This is a genomic window from Streptomyces sp. NPDC057877 (assembly GCF_042796855.1).
Lineage (GTDB): Bacteria > Actinomycetota > Actinomycetes > Streptomycetales > Streptomycetaceae > Streptomyces.
On the sequence record NZ_JBHVMS010000011.1, the window covers coordinates 156,456 to 178,366 of the forward strand.

General features: G+C 71.4%; 18 protein-coding genes. 14 read left to right on the forward strand and 4 right to left on the reverse strand.

Translation table 11 applies throughout. The features are described 5' to 3' along the window. Positions 1-30 precede the first annotated feature (30 nt). The 5 genes from ACFVQG_RS30985 (at position 31) to mutM (ending at position 3,916) form a co-directional block, all read left to right on the forward strand. The gene (locus ACFVQG_RS30985; protein WP_383389671.1) at positions 31-1,128 is read left to right on the forward strand and encodes a cell division initiation protein; all 1,098 of its coding nucleotides are present in this window, start codon (positions 31-33) and stop codon (positions 1,126-1,128) included. Between the two features lie 158 nt (positions 1,129-1,286). Continuing rightward, positions 1,287-1,931 (forward strand): YceD family protein, encoded by a 645-nt coding sequence (locus ACFVQG_RS30990; protein WP_383389673.1) that lies wholly within the window; start codon positions 1,287-1,289, stop codon positions 1,929-1,931. Between the two features lie 2 nt (positions 1,932-1,933). Continuing rightward, entirely contained in the window at positions 1,934-2,107 is a 174-nt protein-coding gene (rpmF, locus tag ACFVQG_RS30995; RefSeq protein ID WP_003951102.1) for a 50S ribosomal protein L32, read from the forward strand. 19 nt (positions 2,108-2,126) lie between these two features. Continuing rightward, positions 2,127-2,978 (forward strand): ribonuclease III, encoded by an 852-nt coding sequence (rnc, locus tag ACFVQG_RS31000; protein ID WP_383389961.1) that lies wholly within the window; start codon positions 2,127-2,129, stop codon positions 2,976-2,978. A 77-nt stretch (positions 2,979-3,055) separates the two neighbouring features. Further along, positions 3,056-3,916 (forward strand): bifunctional DNA-formamidopyrimidine glycosylase/DNA-(apurinic or apyrimidinic site) lyase, encoded by an 861-nt coding sequence (gene mutM, locus ACFVQG_RS31005; RefSeq protein WP_383389675.1) that lies wholly within the window; start codon positions 3,056-3,058, stop codon positions 3,914-3,916. Here the strand turns inward: mutM and ACFVQG_RS31010 are convergent. Both ACFVQG_RS31010 and ACFVQG_RS31015 read right to left on the reverse strand, forming a co-directional pair. Further along, positions 3,889-4,290, reverse strand: coding sequence for a winged helix-turn-helix transcriptional regulator (locus ACFVQG_RS31010; RefSeq protein ID WP_383389677.1), 402 nt, complete (start codon positions 4,288-4,290; stop codon positions 3,889-3,891). The genes mutM and ACFVQG_RS31010 overlap by 28 nt on opposite strands. A gap of 74 nt (positions 4,291-4,364) precedes the next feature. Further along, entirely contained in the window at positions 4,365-5,510 is a 1,146-nt protein-coding gene (locus ACFVQG_RS31015; protein ID WP_383389679.1) for a CAP domain-containing protein, read from the reverse strand. A 167-nt stretch (positions 5,511-5,677) separates the two neighbouring features. Here ACFVQG_RS31015 and ACFVQG_RS31020 point away from each other — a divergent pair, with 167 nt between their 5' ends. The 4 genes from ACFVQG_RS31020 (at position 5,678) to ACFVQG_RS31035 (ending at position 12,048) form a co-directional block, all read left to right on the forward strand. Further along, entirely contained in the window at positions 5,678-5,959 is a 282-nt protein-coding gene (locus ACFVQG_RS31020; RefSeq protein WP_383389682.1) for an acylphosphatase, read from the forward strand. A gap of 379 nt (positions 5,960-6,338) precedes the next feature. Further along, a complete protein-coding gene (locus tag ACFVQG_RS31025; protein WP_142192916.1) occupies positions 6,339-6,542 on the forward strand; it encodes a hypothetical protein in 204 nt (67 codons plus the stop codon). Between the two features lie 239 nt (positions 6,543-6,781). Continuing rightward, positions 6,782-10,393 carry a chromosome segregation protein SMC gene (smc, locus tag ACFVQG_RS31030; RefSeq protein WP_383389684.1) on the forward strand — a complete coding sequence of 1,204 codons (3,612 nt, stop codon included), beginning with the start codon at positions 6,782-6,784 and terminating at the stop codon, positions 10,391-10,393. Positions 10,394-10,629: 236 nt separating this feature from the next. Continuing rightward, on the forward strand, positions 10,630-12,048 hold the full coding sequence (locus tag ACFVQG_RS31035; RefSeq protein ID WP_383389686.1) for a sugar porter family MFS transporter: 1,419 nt from the start codon (positions 10,630-10,632) through the stop codon (positions 12,046-12,048). A 97-nt stretch (positions 12,049-12,145) separates the two neighbouring features. Here the strand turns inward: ACFVQG_RS31035 and ACFVQG_RS31040 are convergent, their stop codons facing one another. Beyond that, positions 12,146-13,117 (reverse strand): LLM class flavin-dependent oxidoreductase, encoded by a 972-nt coding sequence (locus ACFVQG_RS31040; RefSeq protein ID WP_383389688.1) that lies wholly within the window; start codon positions 13,115-13,117, stop codon positions 12,146-12,148. A gap of 241 nt (positions 13,118-13,358) precedes the next feature. Between ACFVQG_RS31040 and ftsY the strand changes: the two genes are divergently transcribed. Then, positions 13,359-14,567 carry a signal recognition particle-docking protein FtsY gene (gene ftsY, locus ACFVQG_RS31045; protein WP_383389689.1) on the forward strand — a complete coding sequence of 403 codons (1,209 nt, stop codon included), beginning with the start codon at positions 13,359-13,361 and terminating at the stop codon, positions 14,565-14,567. Between the two features lie 289 nt (positions 14,568-14,856). On the opposite strand, the gene ACFVQG_RS31050 is transcribed toward ftsY, so the two are convergent. Next, positions 14,857-15,519 (reverse strand): bifunctional DNA primase/polymerase, encoded by a 663-nt coding sequence (locus ACFVQG_RS31050; protein WP_383389691.1) that lies wholly within the window; start codon positions 15,517-15,519, stop codon positions 14,857-14,859. Between the two features lie 462 nt (positions 15,520-15,981). Here ACFVQG_RS31050 and ACFVQG_RS31055 point away from each other — a divergent pair, with 462 nt between their 5' ends. The 4 genes from ACFVQG_RS31055 (at position 15,982) to ACFVQG_RS31070 (ending at position 21,890) form a co-directional block, all read left to right on the forward strand. Then, a complete protein-coding gene (locus ACFVQG_RS31055) occupies positions 15,982-17,460 on the forward strand; it encodes a hypothetical protein (protein WP_383389693.1) in 1,479 nt (492 codons plus the stop codon). Between the two features lie 337 nt (positions 17,461-17,797). Beyond that, positions 17,798-19,081, forward strand: coding sequence for an ammonium transporter (locus tag ACFVQG_RS31060; RefSeq protein WP_383389695.1), 1,284 nt, complete (start codon positions 17,798-17,800; stop codon positions 19,079-19,081). Then, entirely contained in the window at positions 19,078-19,416 is a 339-nt protein-coding gene (locus tag ACFVQG_RS31065; protein ID WP_003997576.1) for a P-II family nitrogen regulator, read from the forward strand. Before ACFVQG_RS31060 ends, ACFVQG_RS31065 begins: the two co-directional genes overlap by 4 nt. Before the next feature lie 20 nt (positions 19,417-19,436). Continuing rightward, positions 19,437-21,890 carry a [protein-PII] uridylyltransferase gene (locus ACFVQG_RS31070; RefSeq protein ID WP_383389697.1) on the forward strand — a complete coding sequence of 818 codons (2,454 nt, stop codon included), beginning with the start codon at positions 19,437-19,439 and terminating at the stop codon, positions 21,888-21,890. Positions 21,891-21,911 lie beyond the last annotated feature (21 nt).

Consider the following 21,911-nt stretch of genomic DNA (forward strand, 5'->3'; position numbering starts at 1 on the left):
ATCACAGCTGTAGAGAGTGGCGAGCACACGGTGGACGTGCAGAAGAAGCTCGACGAGATCGTCTCCTCGGTCTCCAGTGCCCGGTCGATGCCCATGTCGGCGTCGTGCGTGGTCAACCGCGCCGAACTGCTCTCGATGCTCGAGGAGCTGCGCGCGGCCCTGCCCGGCTCCCTCGCCGAGGCCCGTGAGCTGATCGGCGGCCGGGAGCAGCTGGTCGAGCAGGCCCGCCAGGAGGCCGAGCGGATCATCGCCGGGGCGCACGCCGAGCGCGGCTCGCTGATCTCCGACACCGAGATCGCCCGCCGCTCCCAGGCCGAGGCCGACCGGATCCTCGCCGAGGCCCGCAAGGAGGCCGAGGAGGTCCGCGCCGAGGCCGACGAGTACGTGGACTCCAAGCTCGCCAACTTCGAGGTCGTCCTCACCAAGACCCTGGGCTCCGTCGGCCGTGGCCGCGAGAAGCTCCTCGGCACCGGCCCGGGCCTCGACGAGCAGGGCTACGAGGACGAGGACGCCCCCGAGCGCAGCCACGACCCGGAGACCCTGCGCCGTACCGCCGACGAGTACGTGGACGTCAAGCTGGGCGCCTTCGAGGCGGTCCTCGCCAAGACGTTGGACGCGGTCGGCCGTGGCCGCCAGAAGCTGCACGGCCGGATCGCCAGCGACGACCTCGGCGCCCTCGCCGACGACACCAGCACGGTCCAGCACAGCAGCGACGCCGACTACCTCGCCGACCTCGCCGCCCTGGCCGAGCAGGACGCCTCGGCCCGCTCCCCGCAGCAGCCCGCCGCCGTCCCCGCCCAGCCGTCGTACACCCCCCAGGACGACTCCTACGCCGCCCGGCCCCAGGAGGAGTCCTACGGCACCCAGGACGCCTACGCCTACCAGCAGCAGCCCCAGAGCGACCCGTACGGCTACCAGCAGCAGTACGCCCAGCAGGACCCCTACGGCTACCAGCAGGTCGACCCCTACGCGGCCTACCCGCAGCAGCCCGCGTACCCGCCGCACGAGCCGCAGCAGGGCTACGCGTCGCCGGACCCGCAGGCGCTCGACGAGACCAGCCTCTTCGACACCAGCATGATCAGCGCGGAGCAGCTGCGGGCGTACGAGCAGGGCCGCGGCAACGGCTGACGCGGCCGATTGGGCCGTATGGGAAAGGTCCAGTATCCTGGCTGTTCGGTCGCGCGTGCGCTCACCCTCTTTTGCGGGTTCGCAGGCGTCCGCGATCAGCGCTGCCCGGAAGGCAAGGAAGGGCGGCGTCCTCCCCAGCTCACAGATCGAAAGCAGGAATGGCCTCCAACGCCCGCCTCGACCACCGCAACCCCCTCGTGTTCGACACGCACGAGCTGGGCCGGCGGCCCGGCGCGCTGCAACGGCTGTCCCGCACGGTCGACGCACCGAAGGACCTCGGTCTGAAGGACGTCATCGGAGTGCCGGAAGGCGCCCCGGTGGAGCTGGAACTCCGTCTCGAGTCGGTCATGGAAGGTGTGCTCGTCACAGGCACCGCCCGTGCACAGGCCGAGGGGGAGTGCGTAAGGTGTCTGGAGCCGCTCCACCAGGAGCTGGAAGCGGGGTTCCAGGAGATGTTCTCGTACCCTGACGCCGACGACCGGGGCCGTGTGAAGGCGGAACCGGCCGACGACGCCGAGGAAGACGAGGACAGGCTCCTCATCGAGGACGGCATGTTCGACCTCGAACCCGTGCTGCGTGATGCGGTGGTGCTCGCACTGCCGATGCAGCCGGTGTGCCGGGAGGACTGCCCGGGTCTGTGTGCCGAGTGCGGCGCGCGGCTCGCGGAGGACCCGGACCACCACCACGACGCCGTCGACATCCGTTGGGCGGCATTGCAGGGACTCGCCGGTTCGCTCGAACCCGGCGACAAGGACGACACGAGCGGCGCCGCAACGGGCGTCGACGAGAAGCAGGAGAAGTAGCCGTGGCTGTTCCGAAGCGGAAGATGTCGCGCAGCAACACGCGCCACCGCCGGTCGCAGTGGAAGGCTGCGGTCCCCACCCTGGTCGCGTGCGAGCGCTGCCACGAGCCCAAGCAGCAGCACATCGCGTGCCCGTCGTGCGGCACCTACAACAAGCGCCAGGTCCTCGAGGTCTGAGCGGCTGGTGAGAGGCACTGTGTCCACGCCGAAGAAAAACTCTGGCGACAACCAGGCCTCGTCCCACACGCTTCTGGAAGGGCGGCTCGGCTACAAGGTCGAGTCCGCCCTTCTGGTGCGAGCGCTGACCCACCGTTCCTACGCGTACGAGAACGGCGGTCTGCCGACGAACGAGCGGCTGGAGTTCCTCGGGGACTCCGTCCTCGGCCTCGTCGTCACCGACACGCTGTACCGCACCCACCCCGACCTGCCCGAGGGCCAGCTGGCCAAGCTCCGGGCCGCGGTGGTCAATTCACGTGCGCTGGCACAGGTGGGGCGCTCGCTCGACCTCGGTTCCTTCATCCGGCTCGGCCGGGGTGAAGAGGGCACCGGGGGCCGGGACAAGGCGTCCATCCTCGCCGACACCCTCGAAGCGGTGATCGGCGCGGTCTATCTCGACCAGGGCCTGGACTCGGCGGCGGAGCTGGTGCACCGCCTGTTCGACCCGCTGATCGAGAAGTCCTCCAATCTCGGAGCCGGCCTGGACTGGAAGACCAGTCTCCAGGAGCTGACCGCGACCGAAGGGCTCGGCGTGCCCGAGTACCTGGTCACGGAGACCGGCCCCGACCACGAGAAGACCTTCACTGCTGCCGCCCGCGTCGGAGGCGTCTCGTACGGCACCGGCACCGGCCGCAGCAAGAAGGAGGCGGAGCAGCAGGCCGCCGAGTCCGCCTGGCGCGCGATCCGCGCCGCGGCGGACGAGCGCGCCCAGCGGGCTGCCGCGGACGGCTCACCGGTCACGGGAGCCACCGACGACACCAAGCCCGACGAGAACGACGAGAACGACGAGGACGGGGACGCCACCCCCGAGCCGCCGGTCCCCTCCGTCTGACACCACCGCACCCCTGCGCTGAGCGCCCGTCCCCGTACCGGGGCGGGCGCTCGGCTCATCCACCTCCGGAGAGCGCCATGCCCGAGTTGCCCGAGGTCGAGGTCGTCCGCCGGGGCCTGGACCGGTGGGCCGCCCACCGCACCGTCGCCGACGTGGAGGTGCTGCACCCGCGCGCGGTACGCCGTCACACCGCCGGGGCCGAGGACTTCGCGCACCGCCTCCAGGGCCACCGGATCGGCACCCCGCGCCGCCGCGGCAAGTACCTGTGGCTGCCGCTGGAGGACACCGACCAGTCCGTCCTCGCCCACCTCGGCATGAGCGGCCAGCTCCTGGTGCAGCCGCACACGGCGCCCGACGAGAAGCACCTGCGCATCCGCGTCCGCTTCACCGACGGCCTCGGCACCGAACTCCGCTTCGTCGACCAGCGCACCTTCGGCGGTCTGTCGCTGCACGACAACACCCCGGACGGCCTGCCCGACGTCATCGCGCACATCGCCCGCGACCCCCTCGACCCGCTTTTCGACGAGGAGGCCTTCCACCAGGCCCTGCGCCGCAAGCGCAGCACCATCAAACGCGCCCTGCTCGACCAGTCCCTGATCAGCGGCGTCGGCAACATCTACGCCGACGAGGCCCTGGAACGCGCCCGCCTGCACTACGACCGCCCGACGTCGACCTTCACCCGCCCCCGCACCCAGGAACTCCTCGGCCACATCAGGGACGTCATGAACGCGGCCCTCGCGGTCGGCGGCACCAGCTTCGACAGCCTCTACGTCAACGTCAACGGCGAGTCGGGCTACTTCGACCGGTCCCTGGACGCGTACGGCCGCGAGGGCGAGCCCTGCCGCCGCTGCGGCACACCGATGCGCCGCCGCCCCTGGATGAACCGCTCCAGCTACTACTGCCCGCGCTGTCAGCGCCCGCCGCGCGTCTCGTCGTAGCGCCCGCGGGCCGCGAGGACGTCGTCCATGCGGTCCTCCACGAACTGGATGAGCCCCACCAGCCGCCCGGCGACCTCGCGCCCCAGCGGCGTCAGTTCATAGTCCACGCGCGGCGGATTGACCGGCTGCGCCTCACGGTGCACCAGCCCGTCGCGCTCCAGCGCGTGCAACGTCTGCGACAGCATCTTCTCGCTCACGCCGTCGACCCGGCGCCGCAGCTCGTTGAACCGGAACGAGCCCTCGTACAGCGCGCCCAGCGTCAGCGCGCCCCAGCGCCCGGTGACATGCTCCAGCGTGCCCCGCGACGGGCAGGCCCGGGAGAACACGTCATACGGAAGATCCTGCTCCGCGGTGCGCTCCGGCATGGTCGTCATCCCTCAAGCGTACGGGAGCACAGCGCTCTCCAGCGGGGTGCGCCGACGGAGGGGCAGCGCACCCCGTGGGGTGGTCAGTAGCCGAAGTTCTGCGTCCACCAAGGCCCGCCGGACCCGAAGTGCACTCCCACGCCCAGCGTGGTGAAGTCGCAGTTCAGGATGTTGGCGCGGTGGCCGGGGCTGTTCATCCAGGCGTCCATGACGGCAGCCGCGTCGGCCTGGCCGCGGGCTATGTTCTCGCCGCCGAGGTTGGCTATCCCGGCCTTGTCCGCACGGTCCCAGGGGGTGGCCCCGTTGGGGTCGGTGTGGTCGAAGAAGTCGCGGACGGCCATGTCCTCGCTGAAGGCTCCGGCCAGGGCGGCCAGGGCGCTGTTCGCGGCGACGGGGCTGCATCCGGCCTTCGCGCGCTCGTCGTTGACGAGCCTGAGCACCTCGGCCTCGGCGGCGGTCTCGCGCGAGACGGTCACCGGAGGGTCGGCCTGCTCGGGTGCCTTCGTCTCCGCGTTGGACGGCGGGGTGACCGGCTTCGGCTTCTTGGTCTTCGAGGGGGGAGCCGCCTCCGGCTCCTTCGACGGGGTCTTCGTCGGCGCGGCCGACGACTCCGAGGGGGACGGCTTGGGGGAGGCGGACTCGGCAGACCCGGAAGCGGAGCCGGAGCGCTCGGCGTCACGGCTCGTGGAGGTGTCCTCACGGCTCTCGGCGCTGCCCGAGGTGCCGCCCTGCTGGGTCGCGGTGTTGCCCGGGGTCTCGGCGGACTGCACGTTGTCCCCGCCGCCACCGCCCAGCTGGTAGTTCTCGGTGCCGGGCACCACGCCGGTGGCGACCGCGACGGTGCCGAGGGCGACCGCGGCGGAGACGCCGAGCAGGCCGTTGCGGACCGGCGCCCCGGCCTTCTTCTTGCGGCGGCGGTGCGCTCCCGCGCGCCGGGTGCCCTCGTCGGGCGTGAACCCGTCGGCCGGGAAACCGACCGTCTCGGAGGCACGGGGGTAGCCGTCGTCCGTCGGGTACTCGTCCGGCGCGAACAGATAGGCGTCGCTCCGGGTGCGGACCTCGGTGTATGCCTCGGGGTTGAGATACGGGGCGATGCCGGTGGTGCCGTAATCGCCCGCGTAGGGGTCCCGCGGGTCGTACTCCGGTGTGGACGAGCCGTGCGTCGGTGCGACCCCCCTGGCGCGGCCCGTGGCGGCGCGGCCGGCGGCAATGCGTCGGTGGCGTCCCATGTCCTGGCCTTCCTCGTCCTTGCGGCCGACGCGTCCCCACACGGTCGACCAGACTCGCACTCACTCGATCGAGTGAGTTTCATATGAGATTCATTGGGTGGGGACGGTACCGCATGGCGCCCGGGGAGGAAGTGCTCCGAGTGACATTGGCCGGTTAGGTTGCACCCATGAGCGAGGATGTACGGCTGGTGGCCTGGGTGCGGGGAAGCGTCCAAGGTGTGGGTTTCCGCTGGTTCACGCGTGCCAAGGCACTGGAGATCGGCGGCCTGAGTGGCTTTGCTCTCAATTTGGCGGACGGTCGCGTCCAAGTGGTCGCCGAGGGCCCGCGCAAGGCCTGCGAGGGGCTCCTCGACTGGCTCCGGGAGGGCGACACGCCCGGGCGCGTGGACGGCGTCACCGAGATCTGGGACACACCCCGCGGCGGCTACGACGGCTTCGCGATCCGCTGATCCACCAGCACCCGGTACGCCCCGGCGCGACCGCCGGGGCACACCACCGGCAGCCGCCCGGGATGAAAACCGCTGGTGGTTGCCGAGAACCGCTTGCGCCGACGGAGTTCGCACGCCAGGATGATCGCCACGCCCCAGGGCCCCGCAGGAGTCGCAGCGCCGCCGTTCGAAGGCCGCGCGCCCCCGGTTCGCCCGCCAATACGGGGCGTGATCGTGTTGACCGTCAAACTTTTTGGTGAGACTCTGAAAGCCCCGCGCACCTTAGCTGTTTGGCATGGATGAACGGCAGCACAACTCCACAGTGCCAAGCACCGCGGGTGCGAATCCCTCACGACCCACACCGCATCGGTCGGTCACTCATTGTGGAGGACCATCCATCATGGCAAAGGCGCTTCTCGGTTACGTCGGCGGCTCCGACCCTCGACTCCTCGCCGAGATGCGACGGCTCCAGCAGCGCGTCCAGGACCTGGAATCCGAACTCGTACGGATCCAGGCGGAGAACGACGCACTGACGGCTGCCGCTTCTCACGACAGGATCATGGAGAGCGTTGACGCACACCAGGCGGAGCCTGCGCTCACCTGATCACTGCATCGCACCACGACAGCAGTGGTTGGGCCGCCCGTAATCAACCGCTCAGTTGTCAGAAACTGCAAGGGACGCCTCGGCGTCCCTTCTTTCTTCCCCCAGGGTCCCCGGTTCCCGGCGTCTTCCTGACCCGCGCATCCTTTCACCCTCTTTAACGTTTGGTGTGCCCTGCGCCTCCCCGGGCGAAACCGTGGGTTCATGGAGTGAGACAACCCCGGAAGGTAGAGTCCAGCGGCGTGCACCTCAAGGCCCTGACCCTCCGTGGGTTCAAGTCGTTCGCCTCAGCGACCACACTCCGGTTCGAACCGGGCATCACGTGCGTCGTCGGACCGAACGGCTCGGGCAAGTCCAACGTCGTCGACGCGCTCAGCTGGGTCATGGGCGAGCAGGGCGCCAAGTCGCTGCGCGGCGGCAAGATGGAGGACGTCATCTTCGCGGGCACCACCGGCCGCCCACCGCTGGGCCGCGCCGAGGTGTCGCTGACCATCGACAACTCCGACGGGGCCCTGCCCATCGAGTACGCCGAGGTCACCATCACGCGGATCATGTTCCGCAACGGCGGCAGCGAGTACCAGATCAACGGCGACACCTGCCGTCTGCTCGACATCCAGGAACTGCTCTCCGACTCCGGCATCGGCCGTGAGATGCACGTCATCGTCGGCCAGGGCCAGCTCGACTCCGTCCTGCACGCCGACCCCATGGGCCGCCGCGCCTTCATCGAGGAGGCCGCGGGCGTCCTCAAGCACCGCAAGCGCAAGGAGAAGGCGCTGCGGAAGCTCGACGCCATGCAGGCCAACCTCGCGCGCGTGCAGGACCTCACGGACGAGCTGCGCCGCCAGCTCAAGCCGCTGGGCCGCCAGGCGGCCGTCGCGCGCCGGGCCGCCGTCATCCAGGCCGACCTGCGCGACGCCCGCCTCAGGCTCCTCGCCGACGACCTCGTACGGCTGCGGGAGGCTCTGAAAACCGAGATCGCCGACGAGGCCGCCCTGAAGGAGCGCAAGGAGGCCGCCGAGCAGGAGCTGAGGAAGGCGCTCCAGCGCGAGGCCCTCCTGGAGGACGAGGTACGGCGCCTCACCCCGCGCCTCCAGCGCGCCCAGCAGACCTGGTACGAGCTGTCCCAGCTCGCCGAGCGGGTGCGCGGCACCGTGTCGCTGGCCGACGCCCGGGTCAAGAGCGCCACCTCCGCCCCGCCCGACGAGCGGCGTGGTCGCGACCCCGAGGACCTGGAGCGCGAGGCCGCCCGCATCCGTGAGCAGGAGGCCGAGCTGGAGGCCGCCCTGGAGGCGGCGCAGCGCGCCCTGGACGACACGGTCTCCCACCGTGCCGAACTGGAGCGCGAACTCGCCGCCGAGGAGCGGCGGTTGAAGGACGCCGCCCGCGCCATCGCCGACCGCCGCGAGGGGCTCGCCCGCCTGAGCGGCCAGGTCGGTGCCGCCCGCTCACGTGCCGCCTCCGCACAGGCCGAGATCGACCGGCTGGCCGCCGCCCGCGACGAGGCCCAGCAGCGCGCGGTCGCCGCACAGGAGGAGTACGAGACCCTGAAGGCCGAGGTCGACGGCCTCGACGCCGGGGACGCGGAACTGGCCGACCTGCACCAGACCGCCAAGCAGGCGCTCACCGAGGCCGAGGCCGCCCTGACCGCCGCCCGCGAGGCCGCCACCGCGGCGGAACGCGCGCGTGCCGCCACCCAGGCCCGCCACGAGGCCCTCTCCCTGGGCCTGCGCCGCAAGGACGGCACCGGCGCCCTCCTCACCGCGCAGGATCGTCTCTCCGGCCTGCTGGGCCCGGCGGCGGAACTCCTGACGGTGACACCCGGCTACGAGATCCCCCTGGCGGCGGCCTTCGGCGCGGCGGCGGACGCGTTGGCGGTGACGTCCCCCTCCGCCGCGGCGGAGGCCATCCGCCTCCTGCGCAAGCAGGACGGTGGGCGGGCGTCCCTCCTGCTGGCGGGTGCACCGGACGACACCGGTGGGGCAGCCAACCCAAGGGGCGCGGGGAACTGCGCGACCAGCCACAGCGACGCCGCGGACGCCCGACAGCCCGACGGGGCTCGTCCTGCGGCGGCTTTGGTCCGCGGCCCCGCCGAGCTGATGCCATCCGTACGGCGCCTCCTGCACGGCATCGTCGTCGTCGGCACCCTCGAGGACGCCGAGAACCTTGTCTACACCCACCCTGACCTGACCGCTGTCACCGCCGAAGGCGACCTGCTGGGCGCGCACTTCGCCCACGGTGGCTCCGCCGGTGCGCCCAGCCTGCTGGAAGTACAGGCCTCCGTCGACGAGGCCGCCGCCGAGCTGGAGGATCTGGCCGTACGGTGCGAGGAACTGACCCAGGCGCAGCGCGCGGCGACCGAGCGGCGCAGGGAGTGTGCCGCGCGGGTCGATGAGCTGAGCGAGCGGCGCCGGGCCGCCGACCGGGAGAAGTCCTCCGTCGCCCAGCAGCTCGGGCGGCTCGCCGGGCAGGCGAGGGGCGCGGCCGGGGAGGCCGAGCGGAGCGTCGCCGCCGCCGCGCGGGCGCAGGAGGCGCTCGACAAGGCGCTGGAGGAGGTCGAGGTACTCGCCGAACGGCTGGCCGTCGCCGAGGAGATGCCGGTCGAGGAGGAGCCGGACACCTCGGTACGGGACCGGCTCGCCGCCGACGGTGCCAACGCGCGGCAGACCGAGATGGAGGCCCGCCTCCAGGTCCGTACGCACGAGGAGCGGGTGAAGGGACTGGCGGGACGGGCCGACTCGCTCGACCGGGCCGCCCGTTCGGAACGTGAGGCACGCGCGCGTGCCGAGCAGCGGCGCGCCCGGCTGCGGCACGAGGCGGCCGTCGCCGGAGCCGTCGCCTCCGGTGCCCGGCAGCTGCTCGCGCATGTCGAGGTGTCCCTCGCGCGCGCGGAGGACGAGCGCACCGCGGCCGAGGCGGCCAAGGCGCTGCGGGAGCGGGAGCTGGCCCAGGCCCGCGCGGCGGGGCGCGACCTCAAGGCGGAACTCGACAAGTTGACGGATTCGGTGCACCGCGGGGAGGTACTCGGCGCCGAGAAGCGGCTGCGGATCGAGCAGCTGGAGACCAAGGCGCTGGAGGAACTCGGTGTGGAACCGTCGGGGCTTGTGGCCGAGTACGGACCGCACCAGCCGGTGCCCCCCGCGCCCCCCGCCGAGGGCGAGGAGCTGCCCGAGGACCCGGAGCACCCGCGCAACCGGCCCCGGACCTTCCACCGCGCCGAGCAGGAGAGGCGGCTGAAGGCGGCCGAGCGGGCGTACCAGCAGCTCGGCAAGGTGAATCCGCTCGCGCTGGAGGAGTTCGCGGCGCTGGAGGAGCGCCACAAGTTCCTCAGTGAGCAGCTGGAGGACCTGAAGAAGACCCGCACGGATCTGCTCCAGGTCGTCAAGGAGGTCGACGAGCGGGTCGAGCAGGTCTTCACGGAGGCCTACCGGGACACGGCCCGGGAGTTCGAGGGCGTGTTCGGCAGGCTGTTCCCGGGCGGTGAGGGGCGGCTGCTGCTCACCGACCCCGACAACATGCTCACCACCGGTGTCGACGTGGAGGCCCGGCCGCCGGGCAAGAAGGTCAAGCGGCTGTCGCTGCTGTCCGGCGGGGAGCGGTCGCTGACCGCCGTCGCGCTGCTGGTGTCGATCTTCAAGGCGCGGCCCAGCCCGTTCTACGTCATGGACGAGGTCGAGGCGGCGCTGGACGACACCAACCTCCAGCGGCTGATCCGGATCATGCAGGAGCTGCAGGAGGCCTCGCAGCTGATCGTCATCACGCACCAGAAGCGCACGATGGAGGTCGCCGACGCGCTCTACGGCGTCTCCATGCAGGGCGACGGTGTGTCGAAGGTCATCAGCCAGCGGCTGCGCTAGATCTACGTGCCGTCTACACCTGTTCCGACCTGCGCTTTCGTCTGACGATATTCACATTTGCTTCAAGTCTTGAAGTCATGCGCCGCATTCCTCCCCCCAACTTCACGACCATCGCCCTATTGACTTCGAAACTTGAAGGCATAGTCTCTGCAACGTTGCTTTTACCTTCAGGACCAAGCGCCTCGAAGGGCTGACCCCCACGCCGGCAGTGACGCCGGCGGCCCGAGGAGTACTACGTGACCAGCACCGCGCAGGCACCCAAGCCCGGAGCCAGGACGGCTCAGCCCGAACATCTCGGGCACGTCATCTTCATCGCGGCGGCGGCCGCGATGGGCGGCTTCCTCTTCGGCTACGACAGCTCCGTGATCAACGGCGCCGTCGAGGCCATCCGGGACCGCTACGACATCGGCTCCGCGGCGCTGGCGCAGGTCATCGCCATCGCCCTGATCGGCTGTGCCATCGGCGCCGCCACGGCGGGCCGGATAGCCGACCGCATCGGCCGGATCCGATGCATGCAGATCGCCGCCGTGCTGTTCACCATCAGCGCCGTCGGCTCCGCGCTGCCGTTCTCGCTGTGGGACCTCGCCTTCTGGCGGGTCGTCGGCGGCTTCGCCATCGGCATGGCCTCCGTGATCGGCCCGGCCTACATCGCCGAGGTCGCCCCGCCCGCGTACCGCGGCAGGCTCGGCTCCTTCCAGCAGGCCGCGATCGTCGTCGGCATCGCCATCTCCCAACTGGTCAACTGGGGCATCCTGAACGCCGCCGACGGCGACCAGCGCGGCGAACTGCTCGGCCTGGAGGCCTGGCAGCTGATGCTCGGCGTCATGGTCGTCCCGGCCGTCCTCTACGGCCTGCTCTCCTTCGCCATCCCCGAGTCCCCCCGCTTCCTGCTCTCCGTCGGCAAGCGTGAGCGCGCCCGCGAGATCCTCGCCGAGGTCGAGGGCCAGGACATCGACCTGGACGCCCGTGTCGCCGAGATCGAGCAGGGCATGCGGAGCGAGCACAGGTCCAGCTTCCGGGACCTGCTCGGCGGCAGCTTCTTCTTCAAGCCGATCGTCTGGATCGGCATCGGCCTGTCGGTCTTCCAGCAGTTCGTCGGCATCAACGTCGCGTTCTACTACTCCGCCACCCTGTGGCAGTCGGTCGGCGTCGACCCGTCGGACTCGTTCTTCTACTCCTTCACCACGTCGATCATCAACATCATCGGCACCGTGATCGCGATGATCTTCGTCGACCGCATCGGCCGCCGCCCGCTGGCCATCATCGGCTCGGTCGGCATGGTGATCGGCCTCGCGCTGGAGGCCTGGGCGTTCTCCGCCGACCTGGTCGACGGCCAGCTGCCCGCCACCCAGGGCTGGGTCGCCCTGATCGCCGCCCACCTGTTCGTGCTGTTCTTCGCCCTGAGCTGGGGCGTGGTCGTCTGGGTCATGCTCGGCGAGATGTTCCCCAACCGGATCCGCGCCGCCGCGCTCGGTGTGGCCGCCGCCGCGCAGTGGGTCGCCAACTGGGCCATCACCGCGAGCTTCCCGTCGCTGGCCGACTGGAACCTGTCCTTCACCTACGTGATCTACACGGTGTTCGCCGCGCTCTCCATCCCGTTCGTCCTGAAGTTCGTCAAGGAGACGAAGGGCAAGCGACTGGAAGAGATGGGCTGACCCACCCCCGAGCCCGAACCCCGGGCCCGCGAGCCGAGGAGAAGGGCCAAGTCCCCGCTGCCCCTCTCCTCGTACCCCCCACAGGTACTGCCCCGGATCACCCGTTGATCCGGGGCAGTACGTCTTCGCAGAACAGCCGCAGACTGCGCCATCCCTCCGCCACCGGCAGCCCGCCGCACAGCGGATGCAGCACCAGGTTGTCGAGCCCGCGCGTGACGCACTCGTCCGGCGTGAGCACCCGGTACACGCCCTCCGCGCGCAGCTCGTCGACCGTGCTGGCCGCCGACCGGACCGCCGAGCGGACGCCGCCCGACTGCCAGGAGGCGTAGGTCAGGGCCTCGTGCAGGAAGTGCCGCCCGTGCTCGGACCAGGTCCGCTCCGGGTCCTCGGACAGGTGCAGCAGCGGGGTCTCGGCGCCCGGCATCATCGTCCAGCCCTCGGTGCCGTACTCGATGAGCCGTTCCTTGTAGTAGGCCTCCAGCTCCGGCAGGTGCGCGCTGGGGAAGAACGGCAGCCCGAGGCGGGCGGCCCGGCGGGCGGCGGCTTTCGAGGAGCCGCCGACCAGAAGCAGGGGGTGCGGGTCGGTGTACGGGCGCGGGGTGATCCGTACCGTGCGCCCCCGGTACTCGAACTCCTCGCCGGTCCATGCCCTCAGTACGGTCTCCAGCAGCTCGTCCTGGAGCCGCCCGCGCCGCTTCCACTCGGCCCCGAACAGCGCGTACTCCTCCGGCCGGTACCCGATCCCGGCGACCGTCACCAGCCGTCCGCCGCTCAGCAGATCCAGTACGGCGATGTCCTCGGCCAGCCGCAGCGGGTCGTGCAGCGGGCCGATCACCGCGGAGACGGTCACCGCGAGCCGCTCGGTGGCGCCGAGGACGGCACCCGCGAAGACGAACGGTGACGGCAGCCAGTTGTTCGCGGCGCCGTGGTGCTCCTCGGTCTGGACGGTGGTGATGCCGTGCCCGTCGGCGTACCGCGCCATCTCCAGGGCGGCCTGGTAGCGGGTCGCGAGGGACTCGGGGGTGGCGCCGGGGGCGACGAGGTTGAAGCGTACGACCGTGACGGGCATGGGGGTCCCCTTCGGCGGCGGGCGGTGTGGGCGGTGTGGGCAGTGCGCGCGGGGACCGTAGCTGACGGGCCGTCAGATCACCAGATGTGCCGAGGGGCACCCGTAAGGAAACCCGGAGGAACAAGCGGAAGAACAAGCGGAAGAACACGCAGAGGAACAAGCAGAGGAACACGCGGAAGAACACTTGGAGGAACACACAAACTGGGTCCGGGCCAGCCCCATGGCTGATACTGGACGGGTTATGGACATCGTCATCCTTGCTGTAGTCATCGCCGTGGTCGTGCTCGGCGCGATCGGCGGGCTCGTCGTCGGCACCCGGCGGAAGAAGGCCCTGCCCCCGCCGCCGCCCGCGACCCCCGACATCACCGCCCCTCCGGCCGAGCCGCACGTCGGCGACGAGGCCGAGACCCCGCGTGAGGAACCGCGCCGCACCATAGAGGAGGTGGACCTCCCGGACGGTGGCGTGCCGGTCACCGTGGAGGAACCGCCCGTCCAAGAGCTTCCGGTCCCCGTCATCGAGGTACCGGAGCCCACCGCGGGGCGGCTGATCCGCCTCCGCGCCCGTCTCTCCCGCTCGCAGAACGCCCTCGGCAAGGGCCTGCTCACGCTGCTCTCGCGCGAGCACCTGGACGAGGAGACCTGGGAAGAGGTCGAGGACACCCTGCTCACCGCCGACGTCGGTGTGCAGCCCACCCAGGAGCTGGTCGAGCGGCTGCGCGAGCGGGTGAAGGTGCTCGGCACCCGCACCCCGCAGGAGCTGCGCGGTCTGCTGCGCGAGGAGTTGCTGACGCTGGTCGGCACCGACTTCGACCGCACGGTGAAGACCGAGCCGGAGGGCCGCAAGCCCGGCATCGTGATGGTCGTCGGCGTCAACGGCACCGGCAAGACCACCACTACCGGCAAGCTCGCGCGGGTCCTGGTGGCCGACGGCCGCACCGTCGTTCTCGGCGCCGCCGACACCTTCCGTGCCGCCGCCGCCGACCAGCTCCAGACCTGGGGCGAGCGGGTCGGCGCCCACACCGTGCGCGGGCCCGAGGCGGGCGACCCCGCGTCGGTCGCCTTCGACGCGGTCAAGGAGGGCAAGGAGCTGGGCACCGACGTGGTGCTCATCGACACCGCGGGACGGCTGCACACCAAGACCGGCCTCATGGACGAGCTGGGCAAGGTCAAGCGCGTCGTCGAGAAGCACGCCCCGCTGGACGAGGTGCTGCTCGTCCTGGACGCCACCACCGGCCAGAACGGCCTCGTCCAGGCCCGTGTCTTCGCCGAGGTCGTCGACATCACCGGCATCGTGCTGACCAAGCTGGACGGCACCGCCAAGGGCGGCATCGTGGTCGCCGTCCAGCGTGAGCTGGGCGTTCCCGTCAAGCTGGTCGGCCTCGGAGAGGGCGCGGACGATCTCGCGCCGTTCGAGCCGGAGGCGTTCGTGGATGCCCTGATCGGCGACTGAGCGCGCGGGCGAGATGGCCGTACCCAAGAGCGAGAGCCCCACCCCATGCTGCAGATGGAGTGGGGCTCTTTCGTGTGCGTACGGGGTCGGGCCGGGGTGCGTGGGGCGTGAGGCGTGGGGCGGGGGCGTGCGGAGGTTATGCCTGTGGCCGGGGTGCGTGGTGCGTGGGGCGTGGGGCGTGGGGAGGTTACGCCTGGGGCCGGGGTGCCTGGGGCGCGCGGGGACTACGCCTGCGGCCGGGGTGCCTGGGGCGCGCGGGAACTACGCCTGTGCCCGGGGCGCGTGAGGCCTACGCCCGCGACCGATGCGCCACATACGCCAGCGTCCCCAGCAACAGCCGCGCCTCCGGCGGCTTGGTCGCCGCGTCCAGGGCGGGTGGGCGGAGCCAGCGGACCGGGCCGAGGCCCGCGCGGTCGGAGGGCGGGGCGGTGACGTGGGCGCCGGGGCCGAGGGCGCGCAGGTCGAGGGACGGGTCGTCCCAGCCCATGCGGTACAGCAGGGTGGGCAGCTCGGCGGCGGCGCCGGGGGCGACCAGGAAGTGGGCGCGGCCCTCGGGGGTGACGGTGACCGGGCCGAGGGGCAGGCCCATGCGCTCCAAGCGGACCAGGGCGCGCCGCCCGGCGGCCTCGGCGACCTCGATGACGTCGAACGCGCGGCCGACCGGCAGCATCACGGCGGCGCCGGGGGTCTCGCCCCAGGCCCGGGTCACCTCGCCCAGCGTCGCCCCGGCGCGCACCTCGGCGGCGAACTCCAGGGGGTGCGCGCCCGGCGCCCGGCAGTCGGGGCGGCCACAGGAGCAGACGCCCGCGGCGGCCCTGGCGCCCGGCACCACGTCCCAGCCCCACAGCCCGGTGTACTCCGCCACCGCGGTGCACTCCGAGGTGCGACCGCGGCGGCGCGAGGTGGACCGGATGTCGCGGATGCCCCGACTGCTGCCGATCGTGAAGCCCATGCCCCCTCCAACGGGTCCAACGCACCGGTGGTTACGAGACGGATGCGGAACGTGACGCTGTGCTCCCGCCTTCCCGGTGGCGGTCGGTCCAGGCGGCCGATCCGGGCGGCGCGTTGAAGCGCCCCAGGTGGCGTGCCCGGCCATGCGCGCCCCTTCGTGCACCGCTCCGCTCACTTACGGCCGTCCTGTGTCAAGTGAATCGTGCGGAGGCCACCGTGAGTTCATTCGAAGGGGTGGCGAATGGTGGCGATTCGGCGTTCGCCATGGCTGGACGGGTGATCGTAGGATTACTTTGAGTGCACGGCTCCTGGAGGCACATGCTCACGCGGGTATGCCGGAGGCAAGTCGGCTCCCCGTTCGAAGTGTGACAAGTGGCATACGGGAGACCGGGTTGACGGGCATTCTGATAGGGCTTGGCGCATTCGGCGACAAGCGGTCTACACAGGGGATGGGGGCGTTCCAGTGGGCGGCAACGGCGGCAGCGGGGCGAACGCTGACAAGCGCCCGAACGAGCTGCTGGGCTCATGGTTCGTGCGCAGCGGCTGGTCCAAGGGCGAGCTGGCCCGTCAGGTGAACCGCAGAGCACGCCAGTTGGGCGCCAACCACATCTCCACCGACACCTCCCGGGTACGGCGCTGGCTGGACGGCGAGAACCCGCGCGAGCCGATCCCCAGGATCCTCTCGGAGCTGTTCTCCGAGCGGTTCGGCTGTGTCGTCTCCATCGAGGACCTCGGCCTGCGCACCTCGCGACCCTCCCCGTCGGCGACCGGCGTCGACCTCCCCTGGACGGGCCCGCAGACAGTGGCCCTGCTCAGCGAGTTCTCGCGCAGCGACCTGATGCTGGCGCGGCGCGGCTTCCTCGGAACCTCGCTGGCCCTGTCCGCGGGCCCGGCCCTCATCGAGCCCATGCAGCGCTGGCTGGTGCCCGCGCCGCCGTCGCCGACCCGGTCCGACCCCGAGCCGGTGCCCACCACCCGCGCGCGCGGGCGGCTGTCCAAGCCCGAGCTGGACCTGCTGGAGTCCACCACCGTGATGTTCCGGCAGTGGGACGCCCAGTGCGGCGGCGGCCTGCGCCGCAAGGCCGTCGTGGGCCAGCTGCACGAGGTCACCGACCTCCTCCAGGAACCCCAGCCCGAGGCCACCACCCGCAAGCTGTTCAAGGTCGCCGCCGAACTCGCCGAGCTGGCCGGGTGGATGAGCTACGACATCGGCCTCCAGCCCACCGCCCAGAAGTACTTCGTCCTCGCCCTGCACGCCGCGAAGGAGGCCGGGGACCGCCCCCTCGGCTCCTACGTCCTGTCCAGCATGAGCCGTCAGATGATCCACCTCGGACGGCCCGACGACGCCCTGGAACTGATCCATCTCGCCCAGTACGGCAGCCGGGACTGCGCCGGCCCGCGCACCCAGTCGATGCTGTATGCGATGGAGGCCCGCGCGTACGCCAACATGGGCCAGCCCGGCAAGTGCAAACGGGCGGTGCGGATGGCCGAGGACACCTTCGCCGACGCCGACGAGTGGGACGAGCCGGACCCCGACTGGATCCGCTTCTTCAACGAGGCCGAGCTGTACGGCGAGAACAGCCACTCCTTCCGCGACCTCGCCTATGTCGCCGGTCGCAGCCCCGCCTACGCCTCCCTCGCGGAGCCGTTGATGCGGCGGGCCGTGGAGCTGTTCGCCCAGGACGGTGAGCACCAGCGGTCGTATGCGCTCAACCTCATCGGAGTGGCCTCCGTCAACCTGCTGCAGCGTGAGCCCGAGCAGAGCGCGGTCTTCGCCGAGCAGGCCATGCGGGTGGCCAAGAAGGTCCGTTCCGAGCGCGTGAACACCCGTATCCGAAAGACCGTCGACACCGCCGCCCGGGACTTCGGTGATCTCGCCGAAGTCGTGGACCTCACCGAGAAACTCGCTGTCGAGCTGCCCGAGACCGCCGAAGCGGTCTGACCCCGTCACCGAGAACCCCGGCCGCGGCCGGCCCTCCCGAACCGCCCGACTCGGCTCCCCCGCGCCAGGTCAGCGGAGGGCCGCCCGCGGCCGGTCTGTGTGCTGTCGAAGGCGCTCTATCCCCGAAGGTTGCGCCACGATAACGATCCAGTGGCCGAACATCAGGCAGTTCATCGACGCGTAACACGCCATGCGCCCTTGTCACGCCCGCGAAACAACGCGGGGCTTCCATCGAAACGGCGCTGCGCCAATCTCGTGCCGCATAACCGGCCCGCCCCCCTCAATCCGCTCAGGCTTCGCCCGCACGGGGCCGTACCAAGACGAGGAGATACCGGCATTGAACGGCACAGATACCGGATTCGTATTGATCAGCGCGGCGCTCGTCATGGTGATGACGCCCGGCCTGGCCCTTTTCTACGGCGGCATGGTCCGGTCCAAGAGCGTACTCAACATGCTGATGATGTCCTTCATCTCACTGGGCCTCGTCAGCGTCCTGTGGGTGCTCTACGGACACTCCCTGGCCTTCAGCGGTGACTCCGGCGGGTTCATCGGCGACCTGGAGATGATCGGGCTCAAGGGCGTCGACGCCGACTCCACGATGGAGAGCTTCACCGGCAACGACATCTCGCTGTTCGCCTTCTCGCTCTTCCAGATGCTGTTCGCGGTCATCACCGCGGCCCTGATCAGCGGCGCGCTCGCCGACCGGGTGAAGTTCGGCGCCTGGATGGTCTTCATCGGCGTCTGGGTCACCGTGGTCTACTTCCCGGTCGCCCACTGGGTCTGGGGCGGCGGCTGGCTCTCCCAGCTCGACCCGGCCGTGATCGACTTCGCCGGTGGTACGGCGGTCCACATCAACGCCGGTGTCGCCGCGCTCGCCGCCGTCCTGGTGGTCGGCAAGCGCATCGGCTTCAAGAAGGACCCGATGCGGCCGCACAACCTGCCGCTGGTCCTGCTCGGCACCGCCCTGCTGTGGTTCGGCTGGTTCGGCTTCAACGCCGGCTCCGAGCTGGGCGTCGACGGCACCACCGCGCAGATGGCCCTCAACACCCAGGTCGCGACCGGTGCGGCCATGCTCGGCTGGCTGATCTACGAGCGCATCCGGCACGGCGCGTTCACCACGCTGGGCGCCTGCTCCGGCGCGGTCGCCGGTCTGGTCGCCATCACCCCGTCCGGCGGCAACGTCAACATCTTCGGCGCGCTGCTCATCGGTGTCGTCGCCGGTGCGGTCTGCTCCTGGGCCGTCAGCCTCAAGTACAAGCTGGGCTACGACGACTCCCTCGACGTCGTCGGCGTCCACCTGGTCGGCGGTCTCCTCGGCACCCTGATGGTCGGCTTCCTCGCCACCGACGGCACCGGCGGCTGGGACCAGTTCCTGTCGCAGGCCATCGGCGCCTTCTCGGTGATGGGCTACACCTTCGTGGTGACGTTCATCCTCGCCTTCGTGATCCAGAAGACGATCGGCTTCCGCGCCTCCGAGGACGACGAGGTCACCGGCATCGACCAGAGCGCCCACGCCGAGACTGCATACGACTTCAGCAGCGCCGCCGCCTCGCACATCACCGCCGCCGCGGCCCCCGCCCCGAGCAGCAACTCTGCTGAGAGCAAGAAGGTTGAGGCATGAAGCTCATCACCGCCGTCGTCAAGCCCCACCGGCTCGACGAGATCAAGGAGGCCCTGCAGGCCTTCGGAGTCCATGGACTGACGGTCACCGAGGCAAGCGGTTACGGTCGACAGCGAGGCCACACCGAGGTCTACCGCGGTGCCGAGTACACCGTCGACCTGGTGCCCAAGATCCGCATCGAGGTGCTGGCCGAGGACGACGACGCCGAACAGCTGATCGACGTCATCGTCAAGGCCGCCCGCACCGGCAAGATCGGTGACGGCAAGGTCTGGTCCCTCCCGGTCGAGACGGCCGTACGGGTCCGGACCGGTGAGCGCGGCCCGGACGCGCTCTGACACGGAACAGGAGTCGCTGGGTGACGAGTACGGATGTTCGCAACGAAGCAGAGGACTCGGGACCCAGCGGCTACGCGGCGGCCCGGCTGCGCCTCCTCACCGAGGGGGCGCGGTCCGGGCCGCCGCGCCGTACCGCCCTCTCCGAGCTGACCGACGAGTGGCTGTCGGGGCTGTTCACCGCCGCCGCCGAGGGACTGCGCGGGGCCTCCCTGGTCGCCGTCGGCGGCTACGGCCGCGGCGAGCTGTCCCCCCGTAGCGACCTCGATCTCCTCCTCCTGCACGACGGCTCCGACCCCAAGGCCGTCGCCGCCCTCGCCGACCGCCTCTGGTACCCCGTGTGGGACCTCGGCCTCGCCCTCGACCACTCCGTGCGCACCCCGGCCGAGGCCCGCAAGACCGCCGGAGAGGATTTGAAAGTCCAACTCGGTCTGCTCGACGCCCGGCACCTGGCGGGCGACCTCGGACTGACCGCAGGCCTGCGCACCGCCGTGCTCGCCGACTGGCGCAACCAGGCGCCGAAACGTCTCCCCGAACTCCAGGAACTCTGCGCCGAGCGCGCCGAACGCCAGGGTGAGCTGCAGTACCTCCTCGAACCCGACCTCAAGGAAGCCCGCGGCGGACTGCGCGACGCCACCGCCCTGCGCGCCGTCGCCGCCTCCTGGCTCGCCGACGCCCCGCGCGAGGGCCTCGACGACGCCCGCCGCCGCCTCCTCGACGTCCGCGACGCGCTCCACCTGACCACCGGCCGTGCCACCGACCGGCTCGCCCTCCAGGAACAGGACCAGGTCGCCGCCCAGCTGGGTCTCCTCGACGCCGACACCCTGCTGCGGCAGGTCTACGAGGCCGCCCGCGTCATCTCCTACGCCAGCGATGTCACCTGGCGTGAAGTGGGGCGCGTACTGCGATCGCGCGCCGTGCGGCCCCGGCTGCGCGCCATGCTCGGCGGCGGCAAGCCAGCCACCGACCGCTCCCCGCTCGCCGAGGGCGTGGTCGAACAGGACGGCGAGGTGGTGCTCGCCCGCGCCGCCCGCCCCGACCGCGACCCCGTCCTGCCGCTGCGCGCCGCTGCCGCCGCCGCACAGGCCGGACTCCCGCTCTCCCTGCACGCCGTACGCCGTCTGGCCGCCACCACGCGCCCGCTGCCCACGCCCTGGCCCGCCGAGGCCCGCGAACAGCTCGTGACCCTCCTCGGCTCCGGCCACCCCACCATCGAGGTCTGGGAGGCCCTGGAGGCGGAGGGCCTGATCACCCGCCTGCTGCCCGACTGGGAGCGGGTCCGCTGCCGCCCGCAGCGCAACGCCGTGCACATCTGGACCGTCGACCGGCACCTCATCGAGACGGCCGTGCGCGCCTCCGAGTTCACCCGCCGCGTCAGCCGCCCCGACCTGCTGCTGGTCGCCGCGCTGCTGCACGACATCGGCAAGGGCTGGCCCGGCGACCACTCCGTGGCCGGGGAGATCATCGCCAAGGACGTCGCCGCGCGCATCGGCTTCGACCGCGAGGACGTCACCGTGCTCGCCACGCTCGTACGCCACCACCTGCTGCTCATCGACACCGCCACCCGGCGCGACCTGGAGGACCCGGCCACCGTGCGGTCGGTCGCGGAGGCGGTCGGCAGCGAGAGCACGCTGGAACTGCTGCACGCCCTCACCGAGGCCGACGCGCTGGCCACCGGCCCGGCCGCCTGGTCGTCCTGGCGCGGCTCCCTGGTCGCCGACCTGGTCAAACGCGTCGCCGCCGTGCTCGCCGGGGACGACCCGGACGAACCCGAGGCCGCAGCCCCCACCGCCGAACAGGAACGGCTCGCCATCGAGGCCGTCGCCACCGGCGGACCCGTGCTGGCGCTGCGGGCGCAGACCGAGCCGCCGACGGAGGAGCAGCCGCCCGCCTCCGACGCACCCGAACCCCTCGGCGTCGAGCTGCTGATCGCCGTACCCGACCAGTCGGGTGTCCTGCCCGCGGTGGCCGGGGTGCTGGCCATGCACCGGCTGACCGTCCGCACGGCCGAGCTGCGCGCGCTGGACCTGCCGGACGGCGTCGACGGCTCCGTCCTCCTGCTGAACTGGCGGGTCGCCGCCGAATACGGCTCCCTGCCGCAGGCCGCCCGGCTCCGCGCCGACCTCGTACGCGCCCTGGACGGCTCCCTGGACATCGCGGGGCGCCTGGCGGAGCGGGACGCGGCCTACCCCCGGCGCCGGGGCGTCATCGCACCACCCGCGCGTGTGACCGTCCACCCGACCGCCTCCCGTCTGGCCACGGTCATCGAGGTCCGCGCCCAGGACGCCCCGGGCCTGCTGTTCCGGATCGGCCGGGCACTGGAGGACGCGGGCGTGCGGGTGCGCAGCGCGCATGTGAGCACGCTGGGGGCGAACGCGGTGGACGCGTTCTATGTCACCAGTGGGGAGGGCGTGCCGTTGCCGGGGGAGGAGGCCGGGGCGGTGGCGCGGAAGCTGGAGGAGACTTTGCGGGGCTGAGCGGATCCGGCGACGTAGGGA